This is a genomic window from Agrobacterium sp. 22-3639C2, from assembly GCF_053522105.1.
Genome location: NZ_JBNWDB010000004.1, coordinates 20,302 through 46,695, shown reverse-complemented (window position 1 = coordinate 46,695; position 26,394 = coordinate 20,302). Strand labels below are relative to the sequence as shown.

Genomic DNA, 26,394 nt, shown 5'->3' with positions numbered 1-26,394 from the left:
CAGTCAGATCTCATACCCATGCCGCAGGTGATGGCGACGGCTTCAGGGATTGCCGAACTCGTTCTTCCTGTCTTGCTGGTGTTTGGCCTTTTCACACGTTATTCCGCGCTTGGCCTGCTGGTCATGACGGCAGTGATCCAGCTGACAGTTCCAGACGGCTGGGCCAATTTTCATCTTCCCTGGGCCGCCATGGCACTGACCCTTGTCGTGTACGGGGGTGGCAGGATTGCGATTGACTACTTCGTCAAACTGCGTCGAGATTCACTCATTTGAGGGTAATGACTGTTACTGAGCGGCTTCGCCAATCGCCACCAGCGAAGGTTGCACAACATCTCTCACTCGCTGTCTATCACTTTGAACGGTAAGAAGTTCGCTCGGAGTGGGGGCTGGCCATGATAGAAACGAGGGTAGTCTGGGCAACACTACGTATCGATATTGAATCGGTCCAATCCAGTCTATTATGGAACTTAGAGCATTCTCGATAACAGCATGCGGTCGACGCTGTGATTGGTTCGATGTCGCACGCTGTTGATGGGGGTACGAACCCACCGCACGTCATTTGTTGTCAGACTTTTTCGAGCAGTTCCATTGGCTTAGAAACACAGTGGAATGGACTCAATCGAAAATTATTGGTGAATTTCGTTTAGGTATTCAGCGCATTGTCGAGGTCGTGCAATCCAACCATCAGCATCATGGGATCGGACGGAGAAGACAGGAAGCCGACGGCTTCGTAGAAGGCTCGTGCGTCATCAGAAATCGCATGGACCAGCACGCCGCGGATCCCGAGCACTTCAGCGGCATTCAGCAGGCGCAAACCCGCGTCGCGCACCAATGCCCTGCCGATACCACGCCCTTGACAGGATTGATCAATGGCGAGGCGGCCAAGCACTGCAACTGGGATTGGATCAGGCATATTGCGCCGAAAGCTGCCAGGCACTTCCGGCGGTTTCACGGAGCCAGAGGCCAGGGCGTAGTACGCGATGACGCGGCTCTCGTCGCACACGACAAAGGTCCGCGACGCGCCGCCTGCTTGATTGGCCCGGGCACGGCGCCGAAGCCAGTCGTCCAGTTCAGGTACTCCAGAATTGAATTCGGCCAGTTCGTGATGATCGGCCAGGGGGACTGGTGCGCTGAGAGTCACGCCTCATCCCAGGGCGCTTTGGTCGACATCGTGCGCTTTAGACGCTCATTGGGCTGTGCAGGCGCATCGAGACGGGCAAGATATTCGGCATAAATTTCGGGGCTTACCGTGACGATTGTACGGTCGAGCAGCACCTCCTCCGCACGGCGCTCGGAAGCTTCCAACATGAAGTCTGTGCGCGTTTTGCCGAGCAACTCCGCGGCGCGATCGATCAAGTTGCGAGTAGCAGGTTTGATGCGCATATTCAGCTGCACACTTGCGTCCGGGCTCTTGCCCGTGTGTGAGGTCGGCATGGGAAACTCCTATCCAAGCGCATTTATATAGCGTAACGACATTATCTTTACAAGCGGCGTAAAGATAATGTCGTTACATTCGCCTGCGGACGAGCGCACGACAGACGCCGGCTTGAAGCATAACCTCATGGGATGTTGTCACGTTAAGTTACCTAGGCCGAGAAAGGTAGCGGCTCGAATTTTCAAGCGATGCAGGCAGCAATTTTCGATGCATCGAACGCTTCCAGGCGGTAGCGAATTGTTTGTGCGGCGCGGCGGCGGGCGGAAACAGAAAAGCGATGTGGGTAGCGCAGTGCATAGAAACGAACTGTTGCAATGCTCCTGGCGATTGGCGGCCCTGCAGGGTTCGTTCTCGGTTGGAAACGGCAGATGGCTGTTCTCGGCCCGATTGTTGAAGCTCTTGTGCGACCAATTGTTAAGGCCGGCAGCCACGTCCGCCTTTGCCGCGCTCGTAGGAGCGCAGACAGCGCTTCATCAAAGACACGAGTAGCCGCTTGGCCTACCTTTTTTCACGCCGCTTTTGTAAAATTTCTTCGAGAACGACGCCATCCTGATCGACTGCGCGTCCAATTCAAAACGTAGGCAACGGCAAGCCGGTTAGCGTGACAACACCTCTTGACGGGCTCGAAGGCCACTAGGCGCTGCAGGAGGCATACGCCGCCGCTCGGAAGACGTTGATCGCCAGCGGATATCCTTGAGATAGGAACGCATAACCTTACTGATTGTGCAGGATTCAAGACAGGCGGAGCGCCCGGAATAGCCGTTATGTGCGTAAGGCACCTACGCCCCTGTCAACTTTCAATAGAAAGCCTAATGCACCCAGACAGTCGTTGACCGGGCGAGATCGTCTCGACGCCGCGGCCATTTCGCTCTGGTTCCGGTAAGCCAAGCGCTCCGGCGACCATGGAAACGGGTTCAAGACAAAGATAGCGGTCCATACGGTGGGCAGCGAGATTGCTAAAAACAGGATCGGCCTCGAGCAACAGTGAAAAACTGTCAAAACCGATGCGCGCATATGACCAGTCGGTGAAGTGCAAGGTGTATCCCGTTGTAGCAGGAATGGTAGGTTTCGAGCGGGGCACCGCTTGCTGGCCGGTTGGCACGTTCTGTACATCGAGGGGATATTGCAGTTTGGCATCGGTGCTGGCGTCGCAGCCCAATTCTGCCGAAAAATAGGGATGCCAGCCAAGCGAAACCGGCACAGGCCGGTTTTCCAGATTGGTTATCGACAATTCCACCGTCAAACGGTTGCTTTCAAGCATAAAAGATTGTTCAGCGCGGAAGGAAAATGGCCACTCAGCATCCGCCTTATAGTCAAGCACCAGCGTGCACTGATCGACCGCCAAGCTGGAAATATCCCACGATCGTCGGTGAGCAGGTCCATGCATGGCATCAGGCGAAAGGGCGGGATGTGGAAGAAGGTCGTGCCGGATATCCGCGTGAACGAATGAGCTGCCATATACCCTGTTGTGGTAAGGAATGAGCGGATAGGCACCTGCCCTCGGCCAGTTCAACGGGTCAAAAGACTCCCCCGCTGTCGGCACCAGGATATCGCCGTGATCCTCGTGGTGCAGATGCGTCATCCTTCCACCCCAGGAAGGGTGGAGGCGGGCCGAAAGCTGCCTGAAGGCAATCGTAACCGTTTCAGGCAAAAGCATATGAGCCATCAAGCCGTTTCGGCACGCGTCGCTGCCAGTGAACATAGCCATCTTCCTGCATGGCCTTTTCATCCATCTCGACTCCCCAACCCGGTCGGTCCGGCCTCAGTTCCAGGTATCCATCCTTTGGCAAATAAGGGTCGACAACATAGCGCGTTTCATCCTCGCGTTTTTCGAGGTCGGTGCCGCCATAAACATAGCACTGCCCTTTCGGCAGCCTGTATTCAAGAATACGGAAATTCTGTTGGGCGGCGGAGAAATGCACGTTGACGGCGGTGGCGAGCGGCCCCATCGGGTTGTGCGGTGCGATGCTGACGAAATGCGCCTCTGCAAGCGTGGCGATGCGGCGCATTTCCGAAATACCACCGACAACGCAGATGTCGGGTTGAATGATATCGGCGCCCCGGACTTGCAGAAGACGGAGGAAGTCATTGCGGTTGTAAAGACTTTCACCCGTTGCCAGCGTGCAGTTCAGCCCCTGCTTCAGGTCTCCCCACATCTCGATATTTTCCGGACGCAACGGCTCTTCGAAAAATAGCGGATCGTAAGGGGCAAGCGCATTACCCAGTTGACGAGCGGCAGCAGGCTCGAAAATCTTGGCATGCGCGTCGAAGGCAATATCGTAGTCGGGCCGCACGGTTTCGCGAAGCGAGCGGAAATATTCGGCTGAACTGCGCACCACCTCACCCCAGCGATGGGCGTGAATATCGACGCGCCATGGGCTTAGCTTGAAGGCTGTGAACCCCCAGTCTTCGTTGAGACGATCGAATTCTTCCCTTGCCGCCGGCGCATCCGGTGCCGTGTAGACGCCGGCGTAAACCTTGATACGATCACGCACTTCACCGCCCAAAAGCTTGTAGACAGGCACCCCCGCCGCCTTGGCGGCAAGGTCCCAGAGGCAATGGTCAAGGGCTGAGATTGCCGAAAGACCAAGTGCTCCGGGCGGAAAGCGGTTTTGTTGGAGGAGAAGATTGTAGAGATACTCGACCCGAGTCGGATCCTGCCCGGCAAGGAAGCCGTAGAGGTAATCCAGAACCGGGGGCAATGCGAGATCGGGGCCGTGATTGTAGCATTCGCCCCAGCCGGTCAAACCGTCATCGGTATCGAGAGCGACGATAACGCGGGGGCGGTCCTTGTCGCGGGTAACGAATACCCGCATGCGATCGATTTTCATGCTTTGGTCTTCCTCTTGAATTGCGAGAAGCAACAGCCGCGCTGTTATCTGGCAGCAGCTCCGTTCTTGATCTCGGGCGGCTCGACGTAGCGGAACCTTCTCGTGCGGTCGCGGTCGCGCGGATCCGGGCGCGGAATGGCCGACAGAAGTGCCTGCGTATAAGGGTGATCCGGCGCGTTGCAGACTTTTTCGGCGTCTCCCACCTCAACAAGCTTGCCGCGATACATCACTCCGACGCGGTCGCACATGTATCTGATGACGCCGATGTCATGGCTGATGAAAATGTAAGCCAGGCCAAGTTCGTCCTGCAGCCGCATGAGCAGGTCCAGCACCTGGAAACGCACCGAAACATCGAGCGCCGATGTCGCCTCATCCGCAACGATGATGCGCGGCCGGAGCGTGATGGCGCGGGCGATACCGATGCGTTGGCGCTGGCCGCCGGAAAAGGCGTGTGGGTAACGCTCACGCCCGGCCGGGTCCAGACCCACCTGCTCCATCAGGGCGCAGACGCGCTCATCCAGTTCCTTGCCTTTCGCAATGCCGTTGACCAGCAGCGGCTCGCCGATGACCTGTGCCACCGTCATGCGCGGATTGAGCGAACCGAACGGATCCTGAAAAACCATGCGCAACTCACGCCGCGCCGCTTTCAGCTCCGCACCTTCGATTTTGGCAAGATCGACCACCGTGCCATCCGCCCGGCGATAGCGCATCTCGCCCCCGGTCGGATCGTAGAGGCGCATGATCGAGCGGCCCATGGTGGTCTTGCCGGAGCCGCTTTCGCCGACGATGCCGAGCGTTTCGCCCGGAAGCAGCTTGATCGACACGCCATCCAGCGCCTTCATCTCACCGAAGTGCATCGAGAGGTCGTTTACTTCCAGGATAGGCGCCGCGGCAAGATCGAGCGGCGGGCGGGCCAGCCGGATTTCCGCCTTCTGCTCCAGCTTCAGAACCGAGCCGATCAGCATACGCGTATAGGGGTCTTGCGGATTGTGGAATATTTCATCGACAGTGCCATATTCCTTGGCGACGCCGTGATGCATGACCAGCACGTCATCGGCAATCTGCGCCACCACGCCCATGTCGTGGGTGATGAACAGCACCGCCATGCCATGCGCCTTTTGCAGCCGCGATATCAGGTCGAGGATTTCGGCCTGCGTCGTGACGTCCAGCGCGGTTGTCGGTTCGTCGGCGATCAACAGTTGCGGTTTGCAGGCCAGCGCCATGGCGATCATGGCGCGCTGGCGCATGCCGCCGGAATATTGGAAGGCATAACGATCCAGCGCCTTTTCGGGGTTGGGAATTTCCACCTGTCGCAGCAGCTCGATGGCTTCCGCCCGGGCCTGCGCCTTGCTCATCTTCAAGTGCAGCCGCAGAACTTCGGTGATCTGATCACCGACGGTATGCACCGGCGACAGCGACGACATCGGCTCTTGAAAAATCATCGCGATGTCTGCGCCGCGCACCGAGCGGATGGCCCGGCTGCGCGGATCGAGCTTTGCGAGATCCAGCGACGTGCCGTCGGCACGGTTGAGGATGATCGACCCGGAAGCGATGTAACCGGGGCTGTCGATGATCTGCAGGATCGAGCGGGCGGTGACGGATTTGCCGGAACCGCTTTCGCCCACAACGCAGAGCGTCTTGCCGGGATCGATGGAAAAAGACAGATCGTTTACCGCGCGAAAAATGCCGTTTCGCACGGGAAATTCGGTGACCAGATTGCGGACGTCAAGCAGCGGTCGGTCTGGCTTCATGGAGAGAATATCGCTCATCCGGGGCCTCACTTGTTATAGGGGTCGGCTGCGTCACGCAGACCGTCACCGAGCAGATTGAGCGCCATGACGGCAACGACAACAGCTACGCCGGGCAGGAACAGCCACGGCGCGGTTGCGATCGAGCGAATATTCTGCGCCTCGCGAAGCAGCACGCCCCAAGAAATGGTCGGCGGCTGGAGGCCAAGACCGAGGAAGGACAGCGAGGTTTCCGCAAGGATCATCGCCGGAACGGCAAGCGTGACCGAGGCGATGATGTGGCTCGAAAAACTCGGCAGCATATGGCGGAAAATGATGCGCCCTTCCGGCACGCCATCCAGCCGGGCCGCCGCCACGAACTCTTCCGTCCTCAGTGACAGGAACCTGCCGCGCACGACGCGGGCAAGCTGCGCCCAGCCGGTCAAGGACAGGATGATGGTGATCATCATATATTGCAGCGTTGCCGGCCAACCCTGCGGCAGGGCAGCGGCAAGCGCCAGCCAGATGGGAATGGTCGGCAGCGACAAAACGAAGTCGATGACGCGCTGCATGACAAAATCGATGCGGCCGCCGTAATAACCGGAGATACCGCCCAGAACGACACCGAGAAGCAGCGAGAAAAACACGCCGACGAGACCGATGGACAGCGAAATTTGCGAGCCCTGTACTACCCGGCTGAAAACATCACGGCCAAGGCGATCCGCGCCGAAAAGGAAGAGCGGTCGGGTCTTGTCGGTCGAGGCCAGCAGATGGATATCCGTGGTGAACAGGCCGAGCACCGAATATTCGTAGCCGCGACCGAATAGCTGGATCGGGATTTTCTTGGCCGTATCTTCGACGAACACAGCCGCCAGCGTTTCGGGATCACGCGTCAGCTTCAGCGGATAATAGTGCAGACCAAGCGAGAGGCCGTCCGTCGTATCGATGAAATGCACACGTTGCGGCGGATGGAAGGTGGCGCGCGCATTCTGCAGAACCGGATCGTTGATGGCGAAGAAACCTGGCAAAAGCGCGACGATATACATTGCGATGGTGACGAACAGGGCGGCCATGGCCAGCCTGTGGCGCTTGAACGCCCACCAGATCAGTTGCCATTGCGAGGCGACGGCAGCGCGGTCCGGCCGGGTATTGGTGGTGATGGCGATATCGCTCATGGCGCCCTCCTATTCGAGACGGATGCGCGGATCGACCAGCGCAAGAAGGATGTCGCTGATGAGTGATCCGATCAACGTCAATCCGCAGATCAAAAGCACAAAGGCGCCGGCGAGATACATGTCCTGCGCCATCAGCGACTGTAAAAGCAGCGGCGCGGCCGTCGGCAGATTGAGCACGATAGCAACCACAACCGAGCCTGAAATAAGATTGGGCAACAGCCATGCAATCGTGGAAATGAATGGGTTGAGCGCAATTCTCAAAGGATATTTCGTCAGCAGCCGGAACTCGGACAATCCCTTTGCGCGCGCGGTGGTCACGTAGGGTTTGGGTAATTCGTCCAGCATGTTTGCGCGCATGACGCGGATGAGGCTTGCCGTGGAGGACACCGCGAGGATCGCAACTGGTAGCCAGATGTGGGCCATCAGATCCATCATCTTGGCGATGCTCCACGAGGCAGTCTCGTACTCCGCCGAAAACAGCCCTCCGACATCGGCCCCAAATTCCACCGCCGCGACATACATCAGCACCAGCGCCAGAAGGAATGACGGTATGGACAGGCCGAAAAAGGAGAAGGCGGTAAAAAGATAATCACCGATCGAATATTTGCGCACGGCGGAGAAGACGCCGATCGGAAGTGCGATGGCCCAGGTTGCGAGAAGGCTTGCTATGGCCAGAACCAGCGTCAGCGCCATGCGCTCCCAGATGAGGCCGGAAACGGGCTGCTGCCATTCGAACGAGATGCCAAAATCGCCGCGACTGATGATGCCCCATATCCATTTGAGATATTGCACGATCATCGGGTCATCGAGGCCGAAGCGCTCTCGCAGTTGCGCCGCCGTATTGTGGTCTATGACTTCGTTGGACGCAGCAAGCGTGGCGATGTAAGTCGTCACATAGTCACCGGGTGGCAGCTGGATCAGTACAAAGGCAAGAAAACTGACGGCGAACAGGGACGGTATCATCCACAGCAGGCGTTTTACGATAAATAGCAGCATGACGTTCTCGCAATCACGTTTTACCACACGCGCCGCCATCCACTACGAGACGGCTTGCGGGTGGTCGAAGCAACCTGAGAGGCGCCGCCGCATTGATGAAGCGGCGCCCATGTGGCGGTGTCAGCTTGTGAAGGTGAACTGTTGCGGCAACGCCGGGCCGGGGTTGGGCCATGACCAGCTGTCGGGTTCTTTCTCCGGCACGTTGCGAAGGTTGTTGCGGATGATACCGAAACCACCAACGGCAAGGCAAAGACCGATCGTCTCGAACTCGTCGGCCGCGATATCGAAGATTTCCTTCATCTTCTCGCCTCGCTTGACAAGGTCGGCCGTCGAACGCGCTTCATCGAACAGTTTGAAGCGCTTCTTCTGGCTTTCCGGCGGCTCTTCCCCCTTCTGCCCGTTGGATGTGTACCAAAGCGCCCACGGAATGGCGTAGCGCGACCCCTGCGGGTGGAACGCGAAGAAGTCACGCGGGTCGAGCATCGGATCGAGACCGCCCGGACCCGGCCAGACCGCCGCATCATGGGCGTTATCATCGCCGCGTGTGTAGTACAGCGCGCGTTCGATGGTGTTGACCTTGATATCGACGCCGATTTGCGCCCACTGCGCCTTCACCAGTTCCAGCGCATCGACCAGATCGGGATAGAGTGTCGGGATCACATCGATCGAGAAGAAAATCGGCTGGCCGTCGGGCCGGAGCCGCATGCCGTTGCCGTTCTTCTTGTCGTAGCCGGCCTTGTCGAGAAGATCGTTCGCCTTGGCGACATCGTATTCGGTGTTCTGACGCGCCAGCTTTTCGTGATACCAGGGATGTGTCGGGCGCGGCCCGGCCTGATAGCCCTCGCTCTGGCCGAAATAGACGATGTCGATGATTTCCTGGCGGTTGAGCGCGATGGACAGCGCCTGACGGAACGACTTGTCGCCGAACATCTTGCGCATCTCAGGGTCTTTGTGGGTGATGTTGAGGTAGATCTGGCACTGCTGCGCAGCCGATGGCACCAGCGTCAACAGACGATAATCGCCCTTTTTCATGTTCTGCGACAGCGTCGGCTTGTTGGCGAGAACGCTGATATGGCGTTCCTGAATGTCGATCTTGCCGGAGATGACGTTCAGCATCAGCGATTCGACATCCTGCGAAATGCCGAAATTGACTTCGTTGATATAGGGAAGCTGGTTGCCTTCCGTATCGACCTGCCAGAAGTAAGGATTGCGTGTCATGACCACACGGGTCGCGCCGCCGGAATAGGGTTCCTTGACCACCCACGGGTCGAGCGTCGGCTTGTCGACATTCGACCAGCGCGACGGAATTTCGATGTCGCCGCACTTGGCGCGGAACAGTTCCGTCCAGCTGGACACGCCAGCCGCCTTGACGTCGGCATCGAGCGCCGTGTTGTATTTCGGCAGGAACTTGCTGCAATAATGCTTGGCAAACAGCGTCGGATGCTGGCCGAGCGGCGTGGCGAGGTTTTCCAGATAGAGCGCGTTTGGCGCTGCGAATTTGAACCTGACCGTGAAATCATCGACTTTCTCGACATCGACCGCCTTACCGGCGACGAAGAGCTGCGCCGGGGTAGCGCTGTAAAGCTCCTTGTTCTTGATGCAGTCCTCGATGGCGAACACCACGTCATCTGCGGTAAAGGGATGTCCATCAGACCATTTCGCGCCCTGCAACAGATAGAAGGTGAACTGGGAGGCGTCGTCATTGACCTCCCATTTCTCGGCAAGGTTGGGCAGAACTTCGGTAAAGTCCATGTTCCAGCGCACCAGCCCCTGGTTGCCGACCATGCGCAGGATGCCGTTATGGTCCGACGAACCGCGCAGGCCGCGGCGCAATGTGCCGCCATAGGTGCCGATCTTTTCATGCGGCGTCACCACCATCGGGTTTTTTGGCAGACGTTCCGCCAACGGCGGCAGTTTGCCGTCTTTTACCAAGGCTGCCAGCTCCGGCGCTTCCTTGCCGGCAGCAGCCAGGGCCGAGCTCCCGATGACGGACACGGCGGCGACGCCGCCAAGCCCAGCCATAAAGGTTCGGCGCGTCACGCCCAGTGAAAATTTATCGCCATCGCGCATCGACTATCCTCCCAAAAAATCACCGGCAGCGACACAGCTTTCACCGAACCGCAACAGCCTCCCGGCCAGCCAGCACACCGATCCTCCACCGGCAGGCAGACCATATGGGCGTTTTCAGATGATTACAAGTATTGACAGATTTTTACATATTTTTTATTCGTAGACCGGTTTTCACGATCAGGTTTGAGGAAAGAACCGGCACGACAGTAACCACGTTCACGAAAACCCCGGTATTTCTGTTGCGATTGAAATGCAGGAAACCCATTAACTTCAGCGATTTGCAACGGAAGGGCTGCTGATGGACAATCAAACCGCATCCGCCGCCGCTCGAGGCGAGACTCGCTTGAGCGACATCATCTACGAAAAGATCATCGGAATGATTTCTGATGGGCGTTTTCCCGTGAACGAGCGGTTGCCGTCGGAGCAAAATCTGGCTTCCCTGTTCGGGGCTTCCCGGCCTGTGGTGCGCGAAGCGCTGGAGCGGCTGCGCAACGACGGGCTTATCGTTTCGCAGAAAGGTTCCGGCTCCTATGTGCGCCAGCAGCCGGATTCATCCGTGTTGCAGCAGGTTCCTGTCGGCTCGCTTGCCGATGTGCAGCGTTTCTTCGAGTTCCGGTCCGGCCTTGAGTCTGCAGCCGCCGAACTTGCAGCGCGCAGTTGGCAGGCTGCCGACAAAGCCCGCATCGAACAGGCCATTACCGCGCTGGAACAGTGTCTTGCGCGCAACGATCTTGGTGCGGAGGAGGACTTTGCCCTGCACGAAGCCATTGCGAAAGCGAGCCATAACCAGTTCCACATCACCGTGCGGATCTGGTTCAAGCCGCATTTCGCGATCGGCCAGTCGGTGACACGCAGCCTCAGCCTCAAGCGCACGCCGCAACATGTGCGCGAGGTACAGAACGAACATACGGCAATCGTGGAAGCGATTTTTGCGCGCCAGGAACAGGCCGCGCATGACGCAATGAAAGATCACATCCTAAAGGCCCGTGCCCGCATGTTTCAGGGCGTCGGCAGCTAGAACCGTTTTTCCACATTTCAAAAGGCGAGCCATACAGGGCAAGGGAAAATAATCAGTGATCCAGCCACGCATCATAGAGCCGAAACTCCGCTCTCTCATCGACACGCCGTTGAAGGTCGGCGAATCACCGGCATGGGATGAGCGTACCGGGAATCTGTGGTTCGTCGACATTCTCGCCCCCGCCATTTTCTGCCTGCATCCGGGCGGCAAACTCGACAGATACGAAATGCCCGCCCAGGTGGGATGCCTCGGTCTTTGCGACAATGGCCTTGTTGTGGTGGGCCTCAAGACGGGCGTGCACCTTCTAGACCCCGTAAACGGCGCGCTCGAACTGCTGTGCGATCCGGACGAAGGACGAGCAGACAGCCGTCTCAACGACGGCAAGGTCGGCCCCGATGGCCATTTCTGGGTGGGAACCCGCGACGAGGCTGCCGTGCAGACAGGAAATGCCCGCCTCTATCGTATCGCGCCAGATGGCGGCGTCGAGCTTGTCATCAATGGCGATATGTTCACATCGAACGGGCTTGCCTGGAATCTGGACGGAACGCGCATGTATCATTCCGATAGCAGCGGTCTGATGTATCAGGCGTTCGATTTCGATGTCGCGACGGGCAGGCTCGGTCCAGCCGAACGCCTGCACGATTTCGCACCCGACGAAGGCAGGCCTGATGGCGCGGCGACCGATTGCGAAGGCTGTTACTGGAGCGCCGGCGTTCAGGCCGGGCGTCTCAACCGCTTTTCGCCGGAGGGCGAACTGTTTGAGATATACAGGTTGCCGTTCAAAGGGCCGACCATGCCATGTTTCGGCGGCCCGGGCCTCAAAACGATCTATCTCACGAGTCTTGTGACCGAAACGAACGGAACAACCACCCCAGGTACGCTTGTTGCGTTTGATGTGCCTGTCGCGGGCGTAGCCGTTCACAAATTTTCTATCTGAAGATGCCCTTTGATTTTTAAGGAAACCAGTTGATGACGACATTCGATTTCCGCCAGGCTCTGCACGGTATTTCCGGCGTCCCCGTTACGGCTTACGAGACAGACGGGGAAGTCGATATAGCTGTCACCATCGAAGCCTATGCCCGTGTAGCAAAGGCGGGCATCCACAATATCGTTGCTGCGGGCAATACCGGCGAGTTTTACGCGTTGACGCCCGCTGAAATTTTCAAGGTCTACGAAGCTGCGATTGAAGGGGTGAACGGGCAAGCCCCCGTTACTGCAGCGATTGGACGCTCACAGCGGGAGGCCCTGTCCATGGCGCGTCGGGCCAGGGAGATGGGCGCGTCTGCGGTCATGTCCCACCAGCCGGTTGACCCGTTCGCAGCGCCGCAATCACAGATCGACTATTTTATCGGCCTGGCTGAAGGCAGCGAATTGCCTCTCGTAGCCTATGTCCGCGCCGACGGGTTCTCGGTCAATGACATGGTCAGACTATCGAGCCATTCGAATGTCGCAGGCATAAAGTTCGCGACGACGGATATTATGCTTCTGTCGCGTGCGATCGCCGCTTCCGATCCTGACGGCTCACTTTACGTGTGTGGACTGGCAGAAAGCTGGGCTCCCGCCTTCTGCGCCGTCGGAGCCCGCGGTTTCACATCCGGTCTCGTCAATGTCGCACCGCAATTTTCCCTGCAAGTTCATGATGCACTGACGGCCGGCGATTTCTCGACCGCACGTAAGATCGTTGAAAAGATCGAGTTGTTCGAACGGCTGCGGACACGATACCGGAACGGCGCCAATGTGACTGTGGTAAAGGAAGCGATGCAGATACAGGGCCTTGCGGTTGGCCCAGTTCGAGCACCAGGACTCGCCCGTCTGGACGACGAGGATCGTGCAACACTTGAAGTCCTGCTTGCCAGCTGGCAATGACAAAAGCCTCATTCCCAACTGTGGAGACACACTACGATGCCGATGATGGCACCCAACCCATCTGTGGAATTATGCGCCTAACCGGCTCGGTTGCGATGAACAAACAATGCCTTGCGTCACGCCCAGACGAACATTGTGGTTATCTGGACCAGGGGTTGATCACTTTCACCCCGGCAGCCTCGAAAGGGCTTGTATCGCGAGTTGAGATCGTGAGGCCATTTGCTGCCGCTGTGGCGGCAATGTAGCCATCGGCCGTGCCGATTGCTTTCCCAGACGCTCGAGCGCGTGCCATCAGTTCAGAGTAGAACTGAGAAGTAGTCAGATCGAAGGACAGGATGCGGCCGGAAAAGTGTGGCAGCACCTCGCCCTCGAGACGGTCGCGGAGGATAGTTTGCCGTCTGCCTGAAGGCATAGCAGCAATTCCGAAGCGAAGTTCCGTAATCGTTATTGCGGAGATGAACAGCGTTTCGACAGCTTGGGCGTCCAACCAGGCAATCACCGCCTCGTCCGGAACCGGTTTCCAAGGTTCGGATATGACGTTGGTGTCAAGCAAGATCATTCGAAGGTCATCGGCTTAGCAGGTGTCTTGTCGCGACTTTTCTGAAGAGCTTCAACGTCGCTGTTGGAAAGCTCGGCGTCGCGACCAATGGCCGCTAGCAACGACCCGAGCTGAATACGTTCCGGAGGACGAACAGCCGCTTCAATAATGTCACGAATCTCGGCCTCCGTGCTCCGGCCATGATGAGCCGCTCGCACCCTCAGAGCGCGATGTGTTTCTTCAGAAAGGTTACGAATGGTGACTGCCGGCATTGATATCATCCTTGGAAAAATGATCTCTTTGATATCAAAATACCAAGAATGATGCTAAAATTCAAGAGTATTGAGTTTCAGCAGGATTTGACCCGTTTTTCCATTTCGCGGCCGACAATCCGTCGAGAATACCGCAACCACGAGCTATCGTCTTCTCGGGAAGATCTATGCACGCCTTGCGAGAATGATTGTCGAGCGGGCGGGGTTTTCAGCGAGACATGAGCATGACCCGAAATTTTCCATACTGGCCATTTCCAAATGGCCAATTTCCAAGAAAACAGTGCTTCCCCCGGTGAGGCTGGCTATCGCGCATGCTGTCCGTGTGATCGAGATTGGACGTGTCTGATGTTGCCCTAGGGGTCTTCCGCGTCCATATAGTTCTAATGACGCATGATTCGAAAATATTCGTAGGTCTTCGATCCGCTCGCAAACGCTCGCCATCGCCCAGCCAAGCCACAGGCCCAAAATGCCAATGGGACGGGTGTGAAAAGAGCGGTACTCACCGCGCGCCGGTGGGATCGGGTGCAGAAGGTCTTTACCTCTTATTCTGCCTTGAGCATGTGACTGACTACAACAAGGGTTATAGTTTTACGACACCACCCTCCAATGCCGACGTCGCCCGTTACCAAAAAGAAGCGACGACGGGTGCGCGCCCGACCTGGGGAAAGAGGGTGAGCGCGGCGACTGAAACTCCGTTACCGTCTTCAGTTCGTTCAGGCTCGGCAAAAACGCTAAATGCTCGCAAAGCCGATCGGCAAGGGCAAACCCGGATCGGCGCCCAACAGAGAAAGCTCAAGGTACTGGAAGCCAAAGCTTTCGAAACACTCGGCCTTTCTTCCCAGGCGACATCCCAAGAAATCAAGAGCCGCTATAAGGAGAGGCTCAAAATGCACCATCCCGACGCCAATGACGGAGACCGCAATTCTGAGGATGCACTTCGAAGCTCAATCGAAGCGTATCGAATCCTTAAATTGAACGGTTTTTGCTAAAGCCTGTTTGAAAAGGGGCCTAAGATCTCTGCCTTCAAGGGACCCGAGCCACTGACCCGCTCCAACGCATAGATGAGATGATCACTCGGACCTCAATCCAAGCCAAAATTTCTTAAATGCATTCAAGGAGCGTCTCCGTCATTCGCCCAGGAGCTGCGAGCAGACACGTGCTCCGTTGCACGACATCGCTCTGGGTAGTGGGTCGTCGGCATGGTTTGTGTTTGTCGCTATTCGACCGCAAAAGCGAAGACACCGAGATAGGCGATTGGACAAACTCTGCCTTGAGGAGAATGGCCGTCATCACCACTTAAATGGCCGAAAGACACAGGGATACCGATGTCCATGTTGTCACTACGCAACCGTGCGACACTCTGATTGCCCATATTCAGTCCCGCAGAACGGTGAGGCTCCATCAGTTTTGGTGGAGCGCGCGTCGATGCTTCCCCGCAAGGGCGCCCAGCCTGTCGGTGGTCGGGACTTCGGCTTTTGTCTCGGCACGCCGGGTGCTTGAGGGCCAACTCTCGGTCCCCGATCATTTATCCAGAAAGATGGCTTTCTTTCATCCTTAGCGTTACAACGACGCCGCCCTCTCCCCAGTTATAGTCGATTGATCCACCGAGTTGTCCAGAGACTGTCCTGTGCAACATCTTACTGCCGTAACCGTCTGACGATCTGGGCGACTGGGCAGGGTCGCCTCCGTGTTCGCTCCAGACGATCTCGACCTCGTCTTCGATTACAGAACCGGATATGTCGAGCAATCCCGCATTATTCGACAAGGCACCATATTTGAGCGAATTCGTTGCCAACTCGTGTATCACGAGTGCCAGGCTGGTTGCGGCCTTTTCTCCTAATCCCATCCGCGGCACAGCAACGCGGATGCGACCTGCAAAAGCTCCGACGTCGTCGTAAGGGGCAAGCAGCACAGCAAAGAGGTCACCGAGCAATGCCGATCTCCCCTGGCCATCGGGGAGCGGGCGCACCAGTTCGTGGGCCCTGCCGAGGGCCGCCAGTCGCTCAGTCAACTGCTTTGCCATTTCCTCTTTTGTCTCGGTCGTCCGCGAGGTGATATTTGTTAATCCAGAGGCCAGAGCCAGAATATTCTTGACGCGATGGCTCATCTCGCCGGCAAGGAGTTCATGCCCTTCCTCCGCCTGCTTGCGGCCCGTGACGTCAAGAAAGATGCCTGTCATTTTTTCGGTTGCAGCGTCTCCCTCGTTGCCCTGGCCCCGAGCGGAAATCCAACGAACGTCGGAGGCGTTCGTGAGAATGCGGAAATCAATTTCAAACGGGCCGTCGATGGCGCGGGTTGCGACGAACGCCGCCCTGACGCGGTCTCGGTCGGCGGGATGCACCTTGGCGGAAAGATGCTCGAAAGTGAGGTCTACCTCGCCGCAAATGTCCCAGAGTTCGTAAGCCTTGGCATCCATCACAAACGTGTCGTCATCAACGATCCAGGCCCAGAGCGCGACCCCGGCCGACTGGATAGCACGCCTGAGCTCGGCTGTACTCCATTCAGGTTGTGATGTGCCTTTGCTCAATTTCAAATTTCTCCCACCCCATACAAAAGCTGGTATCGATCTAGAACTAGCTGGCCAGCGAAGCGTTATCAATGTTCTACGTAGGATGTGCTTTATTGGGATGGAAGTGGAATGGCATTAATTTCGGACCGGTATCGGGACATATTTGTTGGCGATGGAGAGATGGCGCAGATGATGCGGCGCCATGATTGGACGGATAGTACACTTGGTTGTCCGGACGAGTGGCCCGAAGCGCTGAAGGTCGCAATTCGGCTGTTGCTCACCTCAAAATTTGAAATGTGGCTTGGCTGGGGTCCAGACATCGCCTTTTTCTATAACGATGCCTATAGGCCGACCTTGGGAAATAAGCACCCCAACGCACTTGCTGTGCCGACAAAGATATTATGGTCTGAAATCTGGAATGATATCAAAGGGCGCTTGGAAACCGTTTATTCAAGCGGAGAGGCAACCTGGGACCGCGCGCTGCTCTTGCTTCTCGAACGCGACGGGTATCCGGAAGAAACGTACCATACCTTCTCTTACAGTCCGCTGATCGGAGACAGTGGCAAGGTCGAGGGCGTCTTCTGCGCGGTCACGGAAGAAACCGAGCGGGTCATCAGTGAACGCCGCCTGGCAACTATGCGCACCCTGGCGTCTGGCCTTGCCGTGGCCGACACCGAGGTCGAAGTCTTCAACGCTTCACGCAAAGCGCTTAACGACAACCCTCAGGATCTTCCCTTCTGCGCACTTTACGTTTTTGACGAGAACGGCAATGCGATGCGCCGGTGGGTTTGCGGCACAGCTGAAGACGACACTTTATTGCCGGTAACAATGAACCGTGGTGTGGGCATCTGGAACCTTGAACGCGCCTGGCAAGAACAGGCCATGGATCTGATAAAGTTGTCGGCCACAAACGTCATTCCGTCGGGGCCCTGGCAAAGAGCGCCATCTCAGGCTGCGGTCATTCCCTTGGTCGGACAAGCCAGCGACCAAGCCAAGGGGGTAATGATCACCGGGCTCAATCCGCATCGGGCGGTCAGCGACGATTATCTGGATTTCCTTAAATTGATTGCCGGCCAGATCACCTCGCGCTTGGCGAGCGCCGAAGCGTTCGAAACAGAACGTCGACGGGCAGCGGCGCTTGCGGAGGCTGCTGAGATCCGGGAAAAAGCAGCGTTGGCACTCGAGCAGCTCAATCGTCAACTCTCCTCAGAAGTGGAACTTCGGACCGCGGAGCGAGATCGGATGCGCGCCCTGTTCCAGCAAGCCCCAAGTTTCATGTGCATCCTCAGCGGGCCTGAACACACGTTCGAGCTGGTCAACGATGCCTATAATCAACTTGTCGGGCATCGCGAGCTCCTTGGCCTCAGTGTCAGAGAGGCGCTGCCCGAGATTGCCGGGCAAGGTTTCTTCGAATTGCTCGACGGTGTTTTTCGATCGGGCACGCCGTATATAGGTCGTTATGTGCCTGTTTTCCTGGAACGGGATGGCAAGGAGCAGCCGGATCAGCGCTTCGTACATCTGATCTACCAGCCAATTTTTGATCTTAACGGATCAGTGACCGGGATTTTCGTTGATGGCTTCGATGTCACGGACCAGAAGCGTGCTGAGGATCAGCTTCAGAGCCTTAACCACACCCTTGAGGAAAAAGTCGAGCAGCGCACTATTGAACTGAGAACTGCGCTTCTGAAGCTAGAGAAAGAAACTGTCGAGCGCGAAACCGCGCAGATCGCGTTGAGGCAGGCGCAAAAGATGGAAGCGCTGGGTAACCTCACAGGCGGCGTGGCGCACGACTTCAACAATCTTCTCCAGGTCGTGAGCGGCAACTTGCAGCTTCTCTCCAAAGATATCGACGGCAACAGGCGGGCAGAACAACGCCTGCATAATGCCTTGGCCGGCGTTGCCCGCGGCGCAAAGCTGGCATCGCAGCTTTTGGCCTTCGGCCGCCGTCAGCCGCTCGAGCCCAAAGTCGTCAATGTTCGAAAACTCATCCAGAATATGGACGATATGCTGCGCCGGGCACTGGGCGAAGAGATAGAACTCGAAACCGTTGTCTCCGGCGGGTTATGGAATACGCTGATCGATCCGAGTCAGTTGGAGAACGCCATACTGAACCTGGCAATCAATTCGAGGGACGCGATGGAAGGCCGCGGACGATTGACAATCGAGACCGGAAATGCGGTTCTCGACGACAATTACGCCCGTTCGCACGACGATGTCCGTCCCGGACAATATGTACTCGTTGCAGTGACCGATACGGGGTCAGGAATATCGCCGGATATCATCGAACATGTCCTGGAACCGTTCTTCAGCACGAAAACGGACGGGAAGGGAAGCGGCCTCGGTTTGTCGATGGTTTACGGCTTTCTTAAGCAGTCCGGCGGCCACCTCAAAATCTACAGCGAGGTCGGGCATGGGACGACCATGAAACTCTATATGCCGCGCACGGTGCAGGTCGAAGACAGCCTGAGTGATCCAGAGGCCATTGCGGTGACGGGTGGCACTGAAACTGTTCTCGTGGTGGAAGACGATGACGGCGTTAGGGAAACATCGGTGGCGCTGCTGACGGACCTTGGTTACCGCGTCCTCCAAGCAAGAGACGCACAGTCCGCATTCGCCGTCGTCAGCAGTGGCGTTCAGATCGACCTGCTGTTCACGGACGTCGTGATGCCGGGCCCGATGCGCAGCACAGATCTTGCGAGGAAGGCCAAGGCTCAGTTCCCTGGCATGGCCGTGTTATTTACCTCAGGCTACACCGAAAATTCGATCGTCCACGGCGGCCGGTTGGACGCTGGTGTCGAGTTGCTATCCAAACCCTACACGCGTGAGGCACTGGCCCGCAAAGTCCGCCACGTCCTGAACAACGCGCAGCAACACAGGATTGCCTTGCAACGGATGGAGCGCCAGGAGCCCGCGCCTGCACCCGAGCAGGAGCCGCTTGATAGCCGCCCAACGGTGTCTGCAAAACCGCATGTCCTTATCGTTGAGGATGAGCCGCTTATCCTGATGTCGACGGTCGACATGGTAGAGGAGCTTGGTCACACGGTGCACGAGGCTAACTCAGCGGAAGATGCCCTCAGCGTCCTTGAGACCAACAGGATCGACATGTTGCTGACAGATGTCGGTCTGCCCGGCATGTCCGGGATCGAACTTGCAAGGCACGTAAGGGAACGCTGGCCAAACGTGCGGATCGTTTTCGCAAGCGGTGACGACAACGCCAAGACAGCCTCGGGCATTTCCGATGCGCAGCAATTATCCAAGCCTTTCAGTATCGATGGGCTGCGACAGGTGTTGGGTAAGGCCGATCGGACCTTGTGACCGCAATTTGGCTGGCATGGCTCGCGCACGGGTATAACCACGTTTGCCATCGCGCTGTTTGGCGATGGCAGCCTGCCACTTGCGCAAGGTTGAGTATCCAGTCCCACCTGCGCTGTTGACCGCCGGGTCATCACGATTGTGGGACTGGATCTGTGGAGATACCTCGATGCCCCTGGGCGAGCGAGGCCACGGCACTCTTCGCCGGTTAATGCGCCTTTCGGTTCTTATCCAAAGTCGACGCCCGCGCGGCGTAAGGCATAGCTCGACCGACAAGAACCGCGCGGCAAAGAACACCACCAGCTCGATCCGGATCAGCCGTACGCCGCGGGGCACGAGATCACTAGAGGCTGACGCCCTCCAGTTTCGCGATCAGCGTGTTGCGATCCTCAACCGATTTCAATCGCACCGTTAGAGCTTCGCTCTTAACCGGTACCTGGGGCGGCAGAGAGACGGCAATGCCGGGAATATTTTCGGCAGCCCACCGCCTGAAACGAGGCAACTTGTTGGGGCCGCTGATAGGAAGGGTGTGCATATATCTGAAAGTCATGACTGCTTCTTTCCGAATGCGGGCAATGCCATGGCACAGGCGGCCAGATTTGCTCCGCAGTTTTCGTGTCGGGTTGCGAGAAACCTGACGCCAATGTCGCGGTCGCAACTATTGGCGCCAGGCAATCAGCGTCCGGCACTAACCCTTCGGATAGGAAAGACGTAACGCATGGTGAGCGCGAAACCCGTTAGCTCCATCGTCGGCATGTCAGACACCAGAACCTTGCCGCTCGCTCAACCCCAGGATCAGGCGGCCAGAGTGACGGCGGGCATGCCAGCACCCCGGCTCTGCATCGAGCTTCCGTACAAAATCGGCAAGCGCGATATCACCCAGCCTGTCCGCCGCCGCTTGTGGAGAAAACCATCGTCTTTTTCGGTGCGCTTTTTCGCGCCAGTGGGTCAAAGTGCCACGCACGTTCATACCAAATATCGCGACACAGCAGACAAGCTGAGGCCCATCGTTGAGGGTCTCGATATATCTGTGCGTCATTACCGGAGCCGGGGACATGTCGCCAATAATTCCTGCCACCTTGAACGCATGTTGCGAGGCCATGACGAGGGGCGGACATGCTTTAACGAGCGGGCCATTGGGCACGATCCAGCGCTCGCGCTCACGGTCCGTGACAAGCAGCACCTTGCGCTCGCCGTCGCGCCCGATCCGCCAGGGAAGTACTCCGACCTGCTGCAACTGACCTCTGTCATCAGGTGACGAGACGATCCGGCTTGCTGTCGTAGCGCGTGTCATTGTCCTGCGGTCTCCGCAAGCCAGCGAAAGGGCAGCCGGAACTCGTTGCGCTTGCAGCTATGAGGCTTGCGTGCGGCTCTCAGTGGAACAGAGGTTTCACACCAAGGGCACCGGGCCGCGGCACCCGGCAGTTGACGGTTGCAGGCAGGACAGACTGGAAGGGGGCGAGGGTGGGACATTAAAACGCTCCATGGCTACGTCGCGCGAGCGACGCATACCAACCGCACTTTCAATTGCGTGGTTCCCGGAGCGGCTGGGTCTATGGCGGCGTTAAAGGTTCAGTGCTGCCAGCTCCGGGTTAGGGAATGTGCCTGATCAGTAAGCCTGAAAAATAGGGATTTCATGGTCGTTTTCATGATGCTTATCTGGGCAAGGATCGCGTTGACGGCAAGGTGACCTTTTGCCGCACGATAGGAATGATGTCGGACCATTCGCGCCAAATCGTACGTGAACGAACCTCGTGACATCCACTCAGCGGCAAGAAGCTCTGCGTCACTTTATGGCCTTACTGTCAGACCCAGAGCTTTTCGCTTGAACGCGCGGACGACGATCGAGACATTGATGGAGGTTTTGCAGACGTAGCTGTTATCGAACACAAGACCTGACCGGTCATTGCACCGCACTGACGATTCGAGCGCCTGCTCAGCTAGGTTGCGCCCCCACTCGTTGTGGAAGAACGTGCTTCCATCGGTAAAGCCAAGCCCGGTGCTCTGGTATGTCGGTCGAGCTTGCAGCGATCTTAAGGCGGCAAGATAAGCGGCATCATTGTCCGACCTGCGTCCAGCGATCAACGCTTTTCCCAGAGATTTCCGATCGATGCTGGGACGCCTCCAAATAATGAAGCGGTTCTCAACCAGATCAATGTACTCATCGAGACCAGCAACGGGGATCGAGTGGACGGCGACAGGTTGATAGAACATGAATGGATCGCTCTCTTCGGCGGCCGCATTTGCCCGGAAACACATAACCGCTTCGAGCGATGCCACTATCTCCGGCCAGGCTTTAAGGACGGAGGACATCACCTGAGGGGCGACTCCAGCCTTCCGCCAGAGTGCATGTATTAAAGCAAGAGCAATCCACCGTGGCTCGCCTGTCGTCTCGTTAGCCGCGTTAGCAATCGGTGCAAGGCAGGCCTCGTCCTCACATAGGATAGCGGCTACGTCAGCCAGAGTAGCATGATCAAGACCAAAATTGGTCTTGGCAAGCAGGGCAGGAAACAAGGTGGTAACCTCTGAAAAACGCGTTCTTCTCAACAAAGAGAACAAAGACCAGTGGAGCGACTGAATTGGCGAACGACCCGATCGCACGCGTGCGATCGGGTGACGCTCCTGCTTTGAGGCGCAGCGGCTCCGGTCTGGCTTGAGGTCCAATAATCATCACCGATGCGTTCCTCCCGGACAGCAGGAGTCGAGCTGGGCCGCCGCTCGTGATCGCCTAGATGACCCCTAACGCGTCCATAGCTTCCGCGACCCGAACAAATCCGGCGATGTTTGCACCAAGGACGTAATCGCCCGGCGCGCCATATTCCTCGGCGGTTTCCGCGCAGACATCATGGATCGCACTCATGATGTCTGCGAGGCGCGCCTCCGTTTGCTCAAACGTCCAGCTGTCACGGGAAGCGTTCTGTTGCATTTCCAAAGCAGACGTGGCGACCCCTCCTGCATTAGCGGCCTTGCCAGGCGCGAACATGACGCCCGCCGCCTGAAACAACCTTACAGCCTCGGGAGTCGACGGCATATTTGCACCTTCTCCCACCGCGATGACGTTGTTTCTGACGAGCGTCCTTGCGTCTTTACCAGTCAGTTCGTTCTGCGTTGCACAGGGCATAGCCACGTCACAGGGGACATCCCAGATTGATCCTCCCTCGACAAAGCAAGCATCCGACCCCTTGAGCTTCACGTATTCCGAGATGCGTCCTCGGCGGACCTCCTTGATCTCCTTGACCAGGGCGAAATCAATCCCGTTTTCATCAACGACATAACCGTTTGAATCTGAGCAAGCGACAATCTTCCCGCCGAACTCGCTTACTTTTTCCATTGTATAAATTGCAACGTTGCCCGAACCAGAAACCGACACACGCTTTTCAGAAAAGTCCATTCCCTTGGAGGCCAGCATCCTGCGCACAAAGTAGCTCGCCCCATAACCTGTCGCTTCTTTGCGAGCGCGCGAACCGCCATAGAACAGGGCTTTCCCGGTCAGGACTCCCGCCTCAAATCGATTGGTCAGCCTCTTGTACTGGCCAAACATATAGCCAATCTCACGACCGCCGACACCGATGTCGCCAGCGGGAACATCAGTGTATTCGCCAATATGTCTATGAAGCTCAGTCATGAACGACTGACAAAAGCGCATAATTTCGCCATCAGATCGTCCGCGCGGATTGAAGTCGGATCCGCCCTTCCCTCCCCCGATGGGCATACCGGTCAAGGCGTTCTTGAACGTCTGTTCGAATCCGAGGAACTTGATGATACCGACGTTGACCGAGGGATGAAACCGAATGCCGCCCTTATAGGGACCCAAAGCAGAGTTGAACTGCACGCGGAATCCGCGATTGATTTGGACCTGACCGTTGTCATCCACCCAAGGTACACGAAAGATGATCTGCCTCTCCGGTTCACAAATCCGCTCGATGAGGGCGTTTTCCGCATAACGCGGATGTTTAGCAATGACTCTTCCAAGGCTCTCCAGGACTTCGCGCACGGCCTGGTGGAACTCGAACTCTCCTGCGTTTCGGCGCAAGACTTCGTTGAGAATGGGTTCGAGTTTTTCGTCGACGTGAACCATCAAATACTCCGTTTTTTTAATAGCTTAAGGAAGATCGGCATGGGCAAGGCAGCTTGATCACTGCCGGCGAGGGTGACTGTCTTGGCTCGTCAGACATCGGGGTTCTTTGACCTCACTCGCTCGGACATCATCGCCTGGAAGTTCGACAGCAGGATTATGCATCGCCGATGACGACCCAGGCGTCTACGCCTTCTCCGTAAGCGTAGAACCCGACGACCGCAGCCATGGGTACACGCAAAAAGTCGATGGGCATGATGACAGATGCATCGAGGCGCTTAAGCGCCTGTGCCTGGCAGTAATGCGCACTCAAGGCACCAACGCCGGCAACCATCATCCACGGAATATCGGACAGGCTGACGTCCCTCCAGTCCGTCAACGCGGCCAGCAGTCCCAGCGGCAGTTGAATGAGGATCATCCAGACCACGATGATTGCTGGTGAGCATTCTTTCGTGAGCTGCTTGACGAGAATTAAGGAAAGCCCATAGCCCGCGGCCGCCAGCAGCACTAAACCAGCAGCCGGATCAACGACGCCGAATCCTGGACGCACTATCACCAGAACACCGATGAAACCGCCAAGGGTTGCGAGAAGCCGCGGCCCGGTTAGCTGCTCCTTGAGAAAAAGCCAGGCGAAAAATGCGACCCAGATCGGCATCGTAAATTCGAGTGCAAAGACCGAGGCCAGTGGGAGAGCGACCACGCCAATGGTCCAGAAATACTGGGCGGTGAAGTGAACGACGTTTCGGGCGAGATGCCTTGGAAACAGTTTCTTCTGACGGATCTGCGGCAGGAGTGACCGTCCCACCAGCAAAATTACGCCGAGACCGACGAGAGCCCGGAAAAACAGCACCTGTCTGATCGACAAGGTCGATGCGAGCTCGCGAGAACCGACAGCCATGCTTATGAAGGACGCCATGCTCAGCACCATCCAGCCAAGTCCCTGCGCCAAACCTGCCCGCCCCCGCATTCCAGTAAAATGTGTGTTTTTTTCCATGATTGCTCCGGACAGCTTGTGCTGCCGCGATAAGGGAAGCCTTGGTCCACTTTTGTTGGCCAAACATCTGAAGCACCATACGAAACAGATGTTGTTGGTGCATTCAAAGGGCGGAGGAACGTGCGCAAGCAAGCGCAGACATCCGGTCCTGCAGACCTTTCTTGCGTCGATATCATCGCGTTCAGAGGTGGCTGAGCGCTTCCGCGGCTGCTCGTCGTAAACCGGCACGGCCGACCCGGACGACAGTCAATTGATGTCTGTGTCCATCGCGAGAATTCCACTCCCCGCTCTGCCCGGGCTTAAGGCCCAAGAGCGCCACGCCAACAGGCGTCAATACAGACAAGCGGCCCGCGTCTGCCAGCACTTCATTCGGGAGAACAAGGGTAACCTGGCGTTGCTGCCCCTCTACATCATACGAGACAGTTGATCCTAGGCAGACCGTGTCGAGCGAGACCTGTTCGTCTGCCAAGACCCAGGAGTTTTCCAGCTTCTCACTCAAGTCGGGGCCGACGTCGAAATCATTGGTCAGGGCCACGAGCGTCAGGCGGCTAAGTGTGTGAAAGTCTGTTGCCCCGATTATGGGCATGGTTTGGCTGAGTGAAGACATGTTTATTGTGACCTGCGCAACAACCCTGTCGCTAGAGGAAGGGCGTTGACTTGTTTGAAGAGAGACTTGCCGCAGATGGTAAGGCGAACGTGTTGACGTAGCCACTCTGGATCCGGCAGGCGACAGTGGCCGGACCCGGTTACGATCCTGCGATGGGGCAGACCCTGAAAGCGCTCACTGCGCGTCTTTTGCTCTCGTTCAACATCAACCTAGCATTTATGGAAGGTGCCATGAAGTCAAGGGCACTTGCCGAGATCAAAAGCACCGGGCAGCGTCTCACGGCGCTTCTTGACTTCCCCCTCAGGCATGCCATGATTAGGGCACCATGTTGAAAATTGGCAATTTCCATAGATTTCGCCTCTGCCGAGAGTATCCCGTCGAAGGATACTAGCCCGGGACGTAGACTGCTGTCGCGCGTCTGAACCCGGGCTTTGATCCTGCGGGATTGCGCGACCTCACCCTCCACAAGCAGTCTTTTTAAAACGCAGCTATTCGGCCGCGGTACGAGGCATATGAAATGAACACCACCGATTACACAAAGCCGTCCATCATCGTCCGGCAGACTGACCACGCTCGTCTGACCGCCCTTGCACTCGCGGCACCGGGGCGCGACCTCGACGATGCCGAGAAGTTGCTTATCGAACTTGAGCGTGCTGATGTCGTAGAGGATGACCAGTTCCCCGCAGACGCAGTGGCGGTCGGATCGACGGTATCCTACCTGACGGAAGGCGGAGCCAGAAGGACGGTAACTCTTTGTTACCCCGGCCTCGCCGACATCGAACGCTCAATGGTCAGCGTGCTTACCCCGATTGGAGCTGCTCTTCTTGGTCTTTCTCCCGGACAGCAGATCGAGTGGAAGGGCCGTGACGGGCATTCACACAAGTTGACCGTCCTTGAGGTGTTGGCCGACTTAACGGTCAACGCCTCTTAAGACCCTCATTCCGGATGATACGAGAACCCGTTTACAAA

The 26,394-nt window shown here is 57.2% G+C and carries 23 protein-coding genes and 2 pseudogenes; 7 read left to right on the top strand and 18 right to left on the bottom strand.

The features are described 5' to 3' along the window. Positions 1 to 15 precede the first annotated feature (15 nt). Positions 16 to 273: pseudogene (locus ACQZ6D_RS17585) on the top strand (DoxX family protein); the annotation flags it as partial. Positions 274 to 643: 370 nt separating this feature from the next. Here ACQZ6D_RS17585 and ACQZ6D_RS17580 read toward each other — a convergent pair. From ACQZ6D_RS17580 to ACQZ6D_RS17540, 9 genes and pseudogenes are all read right to left on the bottom strand, one after another. Next, positions 644 to 1,141, bottom strand: coding sequence for a GNAT family N-acetyltransferase (locus ACQZ6D_RS17580; RefSeq protein ID WP_448730379.1), 498 nt, complete (start codon positions 1,139 to 1,141; stop codon positions 644 to 646). Next, complete coding sequence (locus ACQZ6D_RS17575; protein WP_035200890.1) at positions 1,138 to 1,434, bottom strand: type II toxin-antitoxin system TacA family antitoxin; 297 nt, start codon at positions 1,432 to 1,434, stop codon at positions 1,138 to 1,140. The genes ACQZ6D_RS17580 and ACQZ6D_RS17575 overlap by 4 nt, the downstream gene beginning before the upstream one ends. 182 nt (positions 1,435 to 1,616) lie before the next feature. Then, positions 1,617 to 1,999: pseudogene (locus ACQZ6D_RS17570) on the bottom strand (DDE-type integrase/transposase/recombinase); the annotation flags it as partial. Positions 2,000 to 2,225: 226 nt separating this feature from the next. After that, positions 2,226 to 3,092 (bottom strand): aldose epimerase family protein, encoded by an 867-nt coding sequence (locus tag ACQZ6D_RS17565; protein ID WP_448730405.1) that lies wholly within the window; start codon positions 3,090 to 3,092, stop codon positions 2,226 to 2,228. Next, positions 3,079 to 4,266 (bottom strand): galactarate dehydratase, encoded by a 1,188-nt coding sequence (locus tag ACQZ6D_RS17560; RefSeq protein WP_448730380.1) that lies wholly within the window; start codon positions 4,264 to 4,266, stop codon positions 3,079 to 3,081. Before ACQZ6D_RS17560 ends, ACQZ6D_RS17565 begins: the two co-directional genes overlap by 14 nt. Positions 4,267 to 4,310: 44 nt before the next feature. Next, positions 4,311 to 6,035: an ABC transporter ATP-binding protein gene (locus ACQZ6D_RS17555; RefSeq protein ID WP_019565751.1), complete on the bottom strand. Its 1,725-nt coding sequence runs from the start codon at positions 6,033 to 6,035 to the stop codon at positions 4,311 to 4,313. Positions 6,036 to 6,043: 8 nt separating this feature from the next. Continuing rightward, complete coding sequence (locus ACQZ6D_RS17550) at positions 6,044 to 7,168, bottom strand: ABC transporter permease (RefSeq protein WP_112153467.1); 1,125 nt, start codon at positions 7,166 to 7,168, stop codon at positions 6,044 to 6,046. 9 nt (positions 7,169 to 7,177) lie between these two features. Next, a complete protein-coding gene (locus tag ACQZ6D_RS17545; RefSeq protein WP_003517191.1) occupies positions 7,178 to 8,164 on the bottom strand; it encodes an ABC transporter permease in 987 nt (328 codons plus the stop codon). A gap of 120 nt (positions 8,165 to 8,284) precedes the next feature. Next, positions 8,285 to 10,234 carry an ABC transporter substrate-binding protein gene (locus ACQZ6D_RS17540; protein ID WP_448730381.1) on the bottom strand — a complete coding sequence of 650 codons (1,950 nt, stop codon included), beginning with the start codon at positions 10,232 to 10,234 and terminating at the stop codon, positions 8,285 to 8,287. A gap of 298 nt (positions 10,235 to 10,532) precedes the next feature. On the opposite strand from ACQZ6D_RS17540, the gene ACQZ6D_RS17535 reads away from it, so the two are divergent. Genes ACQZ6D_RS17535 through ACQZ6D_RS17525 form a run of 3 tightly spaced genes read left to right on the top strand, consistent with a single transcriptional unit; the run spans position 10,533 to position 13,118 of the window. Next, complete coding sequence (locus tag ACQZ6D_RS17535) at positions 10,533 to 11,252, top strand: FadR/GntR family transcriptional regulator (RefSeq protein ID WP_003517195.1); 720 nt, start codon at positions 10,533 to 10,535, stop codon at positions 11,250 to 11,252. Between the two features lie 55 nt (positions 11,253 to 11,307). Next, positions 11,308 to 12,189 carry an SMP-30/gluconolactonase/LRE family protein gene (locus ACQZ6D_RS17530; protein ID WP_448730382.1) on the top strand — a complete coding sequence of 294 codons (882 nt, stop codon included), beginning with the start codon at positions 11,308 to 11,310 and terminating at the stop codon, positions 12,187 to 12,189. A 32-nt stretch (positions 12,190 to 12,221) separates the two neighbouring features. Further along, entirely contained in the window at positions 12,222 to 13,118 is an 897-nt protein-coding gene (locus ACQZ6D_RS17525; protein WP_060643033.1) for a dihydrodipicolinate synthase family protein, read from the top strand. A 139-nt stretch (positions 13,119 to 13,257) separates the two neighbouring features. On the opposite strand, the gene ACQZ6D_RS17520 is transcribed toward ACQZ6D_RS17525, so the two are convergent. Both ACQZ6D_RS17520 and ACQZ6D_RS17515 read right to left on the bottom strand, forming a co-directional pair. Then, a complete protein-coding gene (locus tag ACQZ6D_RS17520) occupies positions 13,258 to 13,677 on the bottom strand; it encodes a type II toxin-antitoxin system VapC family toxin (RefSeq protein ID WP_060643034.1) in 420 nt (139 codons plus the stop codon). Further along, a complete protein-coding gene (locus ACQZ6D_RS17515; protein ID WP_038496682.1) occupies positions 13,674 to 13,928 on the bottom strand; it encodes a FitA-like ribbon-helix-helix domain-containing protein in 255 nt (84 codons plus the stop codon). Before ACQZ6D_RS17515 ends, ACQZ6D_RS17520 begins: the two co-directional genes overlap by 4 nt. Positions 13,929 to 14,311: 383 nt before the next feature. On the opposite strand from ACQZ6D_RS17515, the gene ACQZ6D_RS17510 reads away from it, so the two are divergent. Continuing rightward, entirely contained in the window at positions 14,312 to 14,917 is a 606-nt protein-coding gene (locus ACQZ6D_RS17510; protein ID WP_035201472.1) for a J domain-containing protein, read from the top strand. 536 nt (positions 14,918 to 15,453) lie between these two features. On the opposite strand, the gene ACQZ6D_RS17505 is transcribed toward ACQZ6D_RS17510, so the two are convergent. Continuing rightward, a complete protein-coding gene (locus tag ACQZ6D_RS17505; RefSeq protein WP_448730383.1) occupies positions 15,454 to 16,461 on the bottom strand; it encodes a sensor histidine kinase in 1,008 nt (335 codons plus the stop codon). 156 nt (positions 16,462 to 16,617) lie between these two features. Between ACQZ6D_RS17505 and ACQZ6D_RS17500 the strand changes: the two genes are divergently transcribed. Beyond that, positions 16,618 to 19,752 (top strand): response regulator, encoded by a 3,135-nt coding sequence (locus tag ACQZ6D_RS17500; RefSeq protein WP_448730406.1) that lies wholly within the window; start codon positions 16,618 to 16,620, stop codon positions 19,750 to 19,752. Positions 19,753 to 20,092: 340 nt separating this feature from the next. On the opposite strand, the gene ACQZ6D_RS17495 is transcribed toward ACQZ6D_RS17500, so the two are convergent. From ACQZ6D_RS17495 to ACQZ6D_RS17470, 6 genes are all read right to left on the bottom strand, one after another. Continuing rightward, entirely contained in the window at positions 20,093 to 20,299 is a 207-nt protein-coding gene (locus tag ACQZ6D_RS17495) for a hypothetical protein (protein ID WP_448730384.1), read from the bottom strand. Between the two features lie 207 nt (positions 20,300 to 20,506). Then, complete coding sequence (locus tag ACQZ6D_RS17490; protein ID WP_448730385.1) at positions 20,507 to 21,043, bottom strand: NUDIX hydrolase; 537 nt, start codon at positions 21,041 to 21,043, stop codon at positions 20,507 to 20,509. Positions 21,044 to 21,540: 497 nt separating this feature from the next. Beyond that, on the bottom strand, positions 21,541 to 22,413 hold the full coding sequence (locus tag ACQZ6D_RS17485; protein WP_448730386.1) for a hypothetical protein: 873 nt from the start codon (positions 22,411 to 22,413) through the stop codon (positions 21,541 to 21,543). A 64-nt stretch (positions 22,414 to 22,477) separates the two neighbouring features. After that, complete coding sequence (gene gdhA / locus ACQZ6D_RS17480; protein ID WP_174073271.1) at positions 22,478 to 23,827, bottom strand: NADP-specific glutamate dehydrogenase; 1,350 nt, start codon at positions 23,825 to 23,827, stop codon at positions 22,478 to 22,480. A gap of 154 nt (positions 23,828 to 23,981) precedes the next feature. Beyond that, positions 23,982 to 24,818 (bottom strand): DMT family transporter, encoded by an 837-nt coding sequence (locus ACQZ6D_RS17475; protein ID WP_448730387.1) that lies wholly within the window; start codon positions 24,816 to 24,818, stop codon positions 23,982 to 23,984. Positions 24,819 to 24,999: 181 nt separating this feature from the next. Further along, entirely contained in the window at positions 25,000 to 25,425 is a 426-nt protein-coding gene (locus ACQZ6D_RS17470; RefSeq protein WP_025591482.1) for a GreA/GreB family elongation factor, read from the bottom strand. A 517-nt stretch (positions 25,426 to 25,942) separates the two neighbouring features. Here ACQZ6D_RS17470 and rnk point away from each other — a divergent pair. Beyond that, positions 25,943 to 26,356 carry a nucleoside diphosphate kinase regulator gene (gene rnk / locus ACQZ6D_RS17465; protein ID WP_448730388.1) on the top strand — a complete coding sequence of 138 codons (414 nt, stop codon included), beginning with the start codon at positions 25,943 to 25,945 and terminating at the stop codon, positions 26,354 to 26,356. The last annotated feature ends 38 nt before the right edge of the window (positions 26,357 to 26,394 follow it).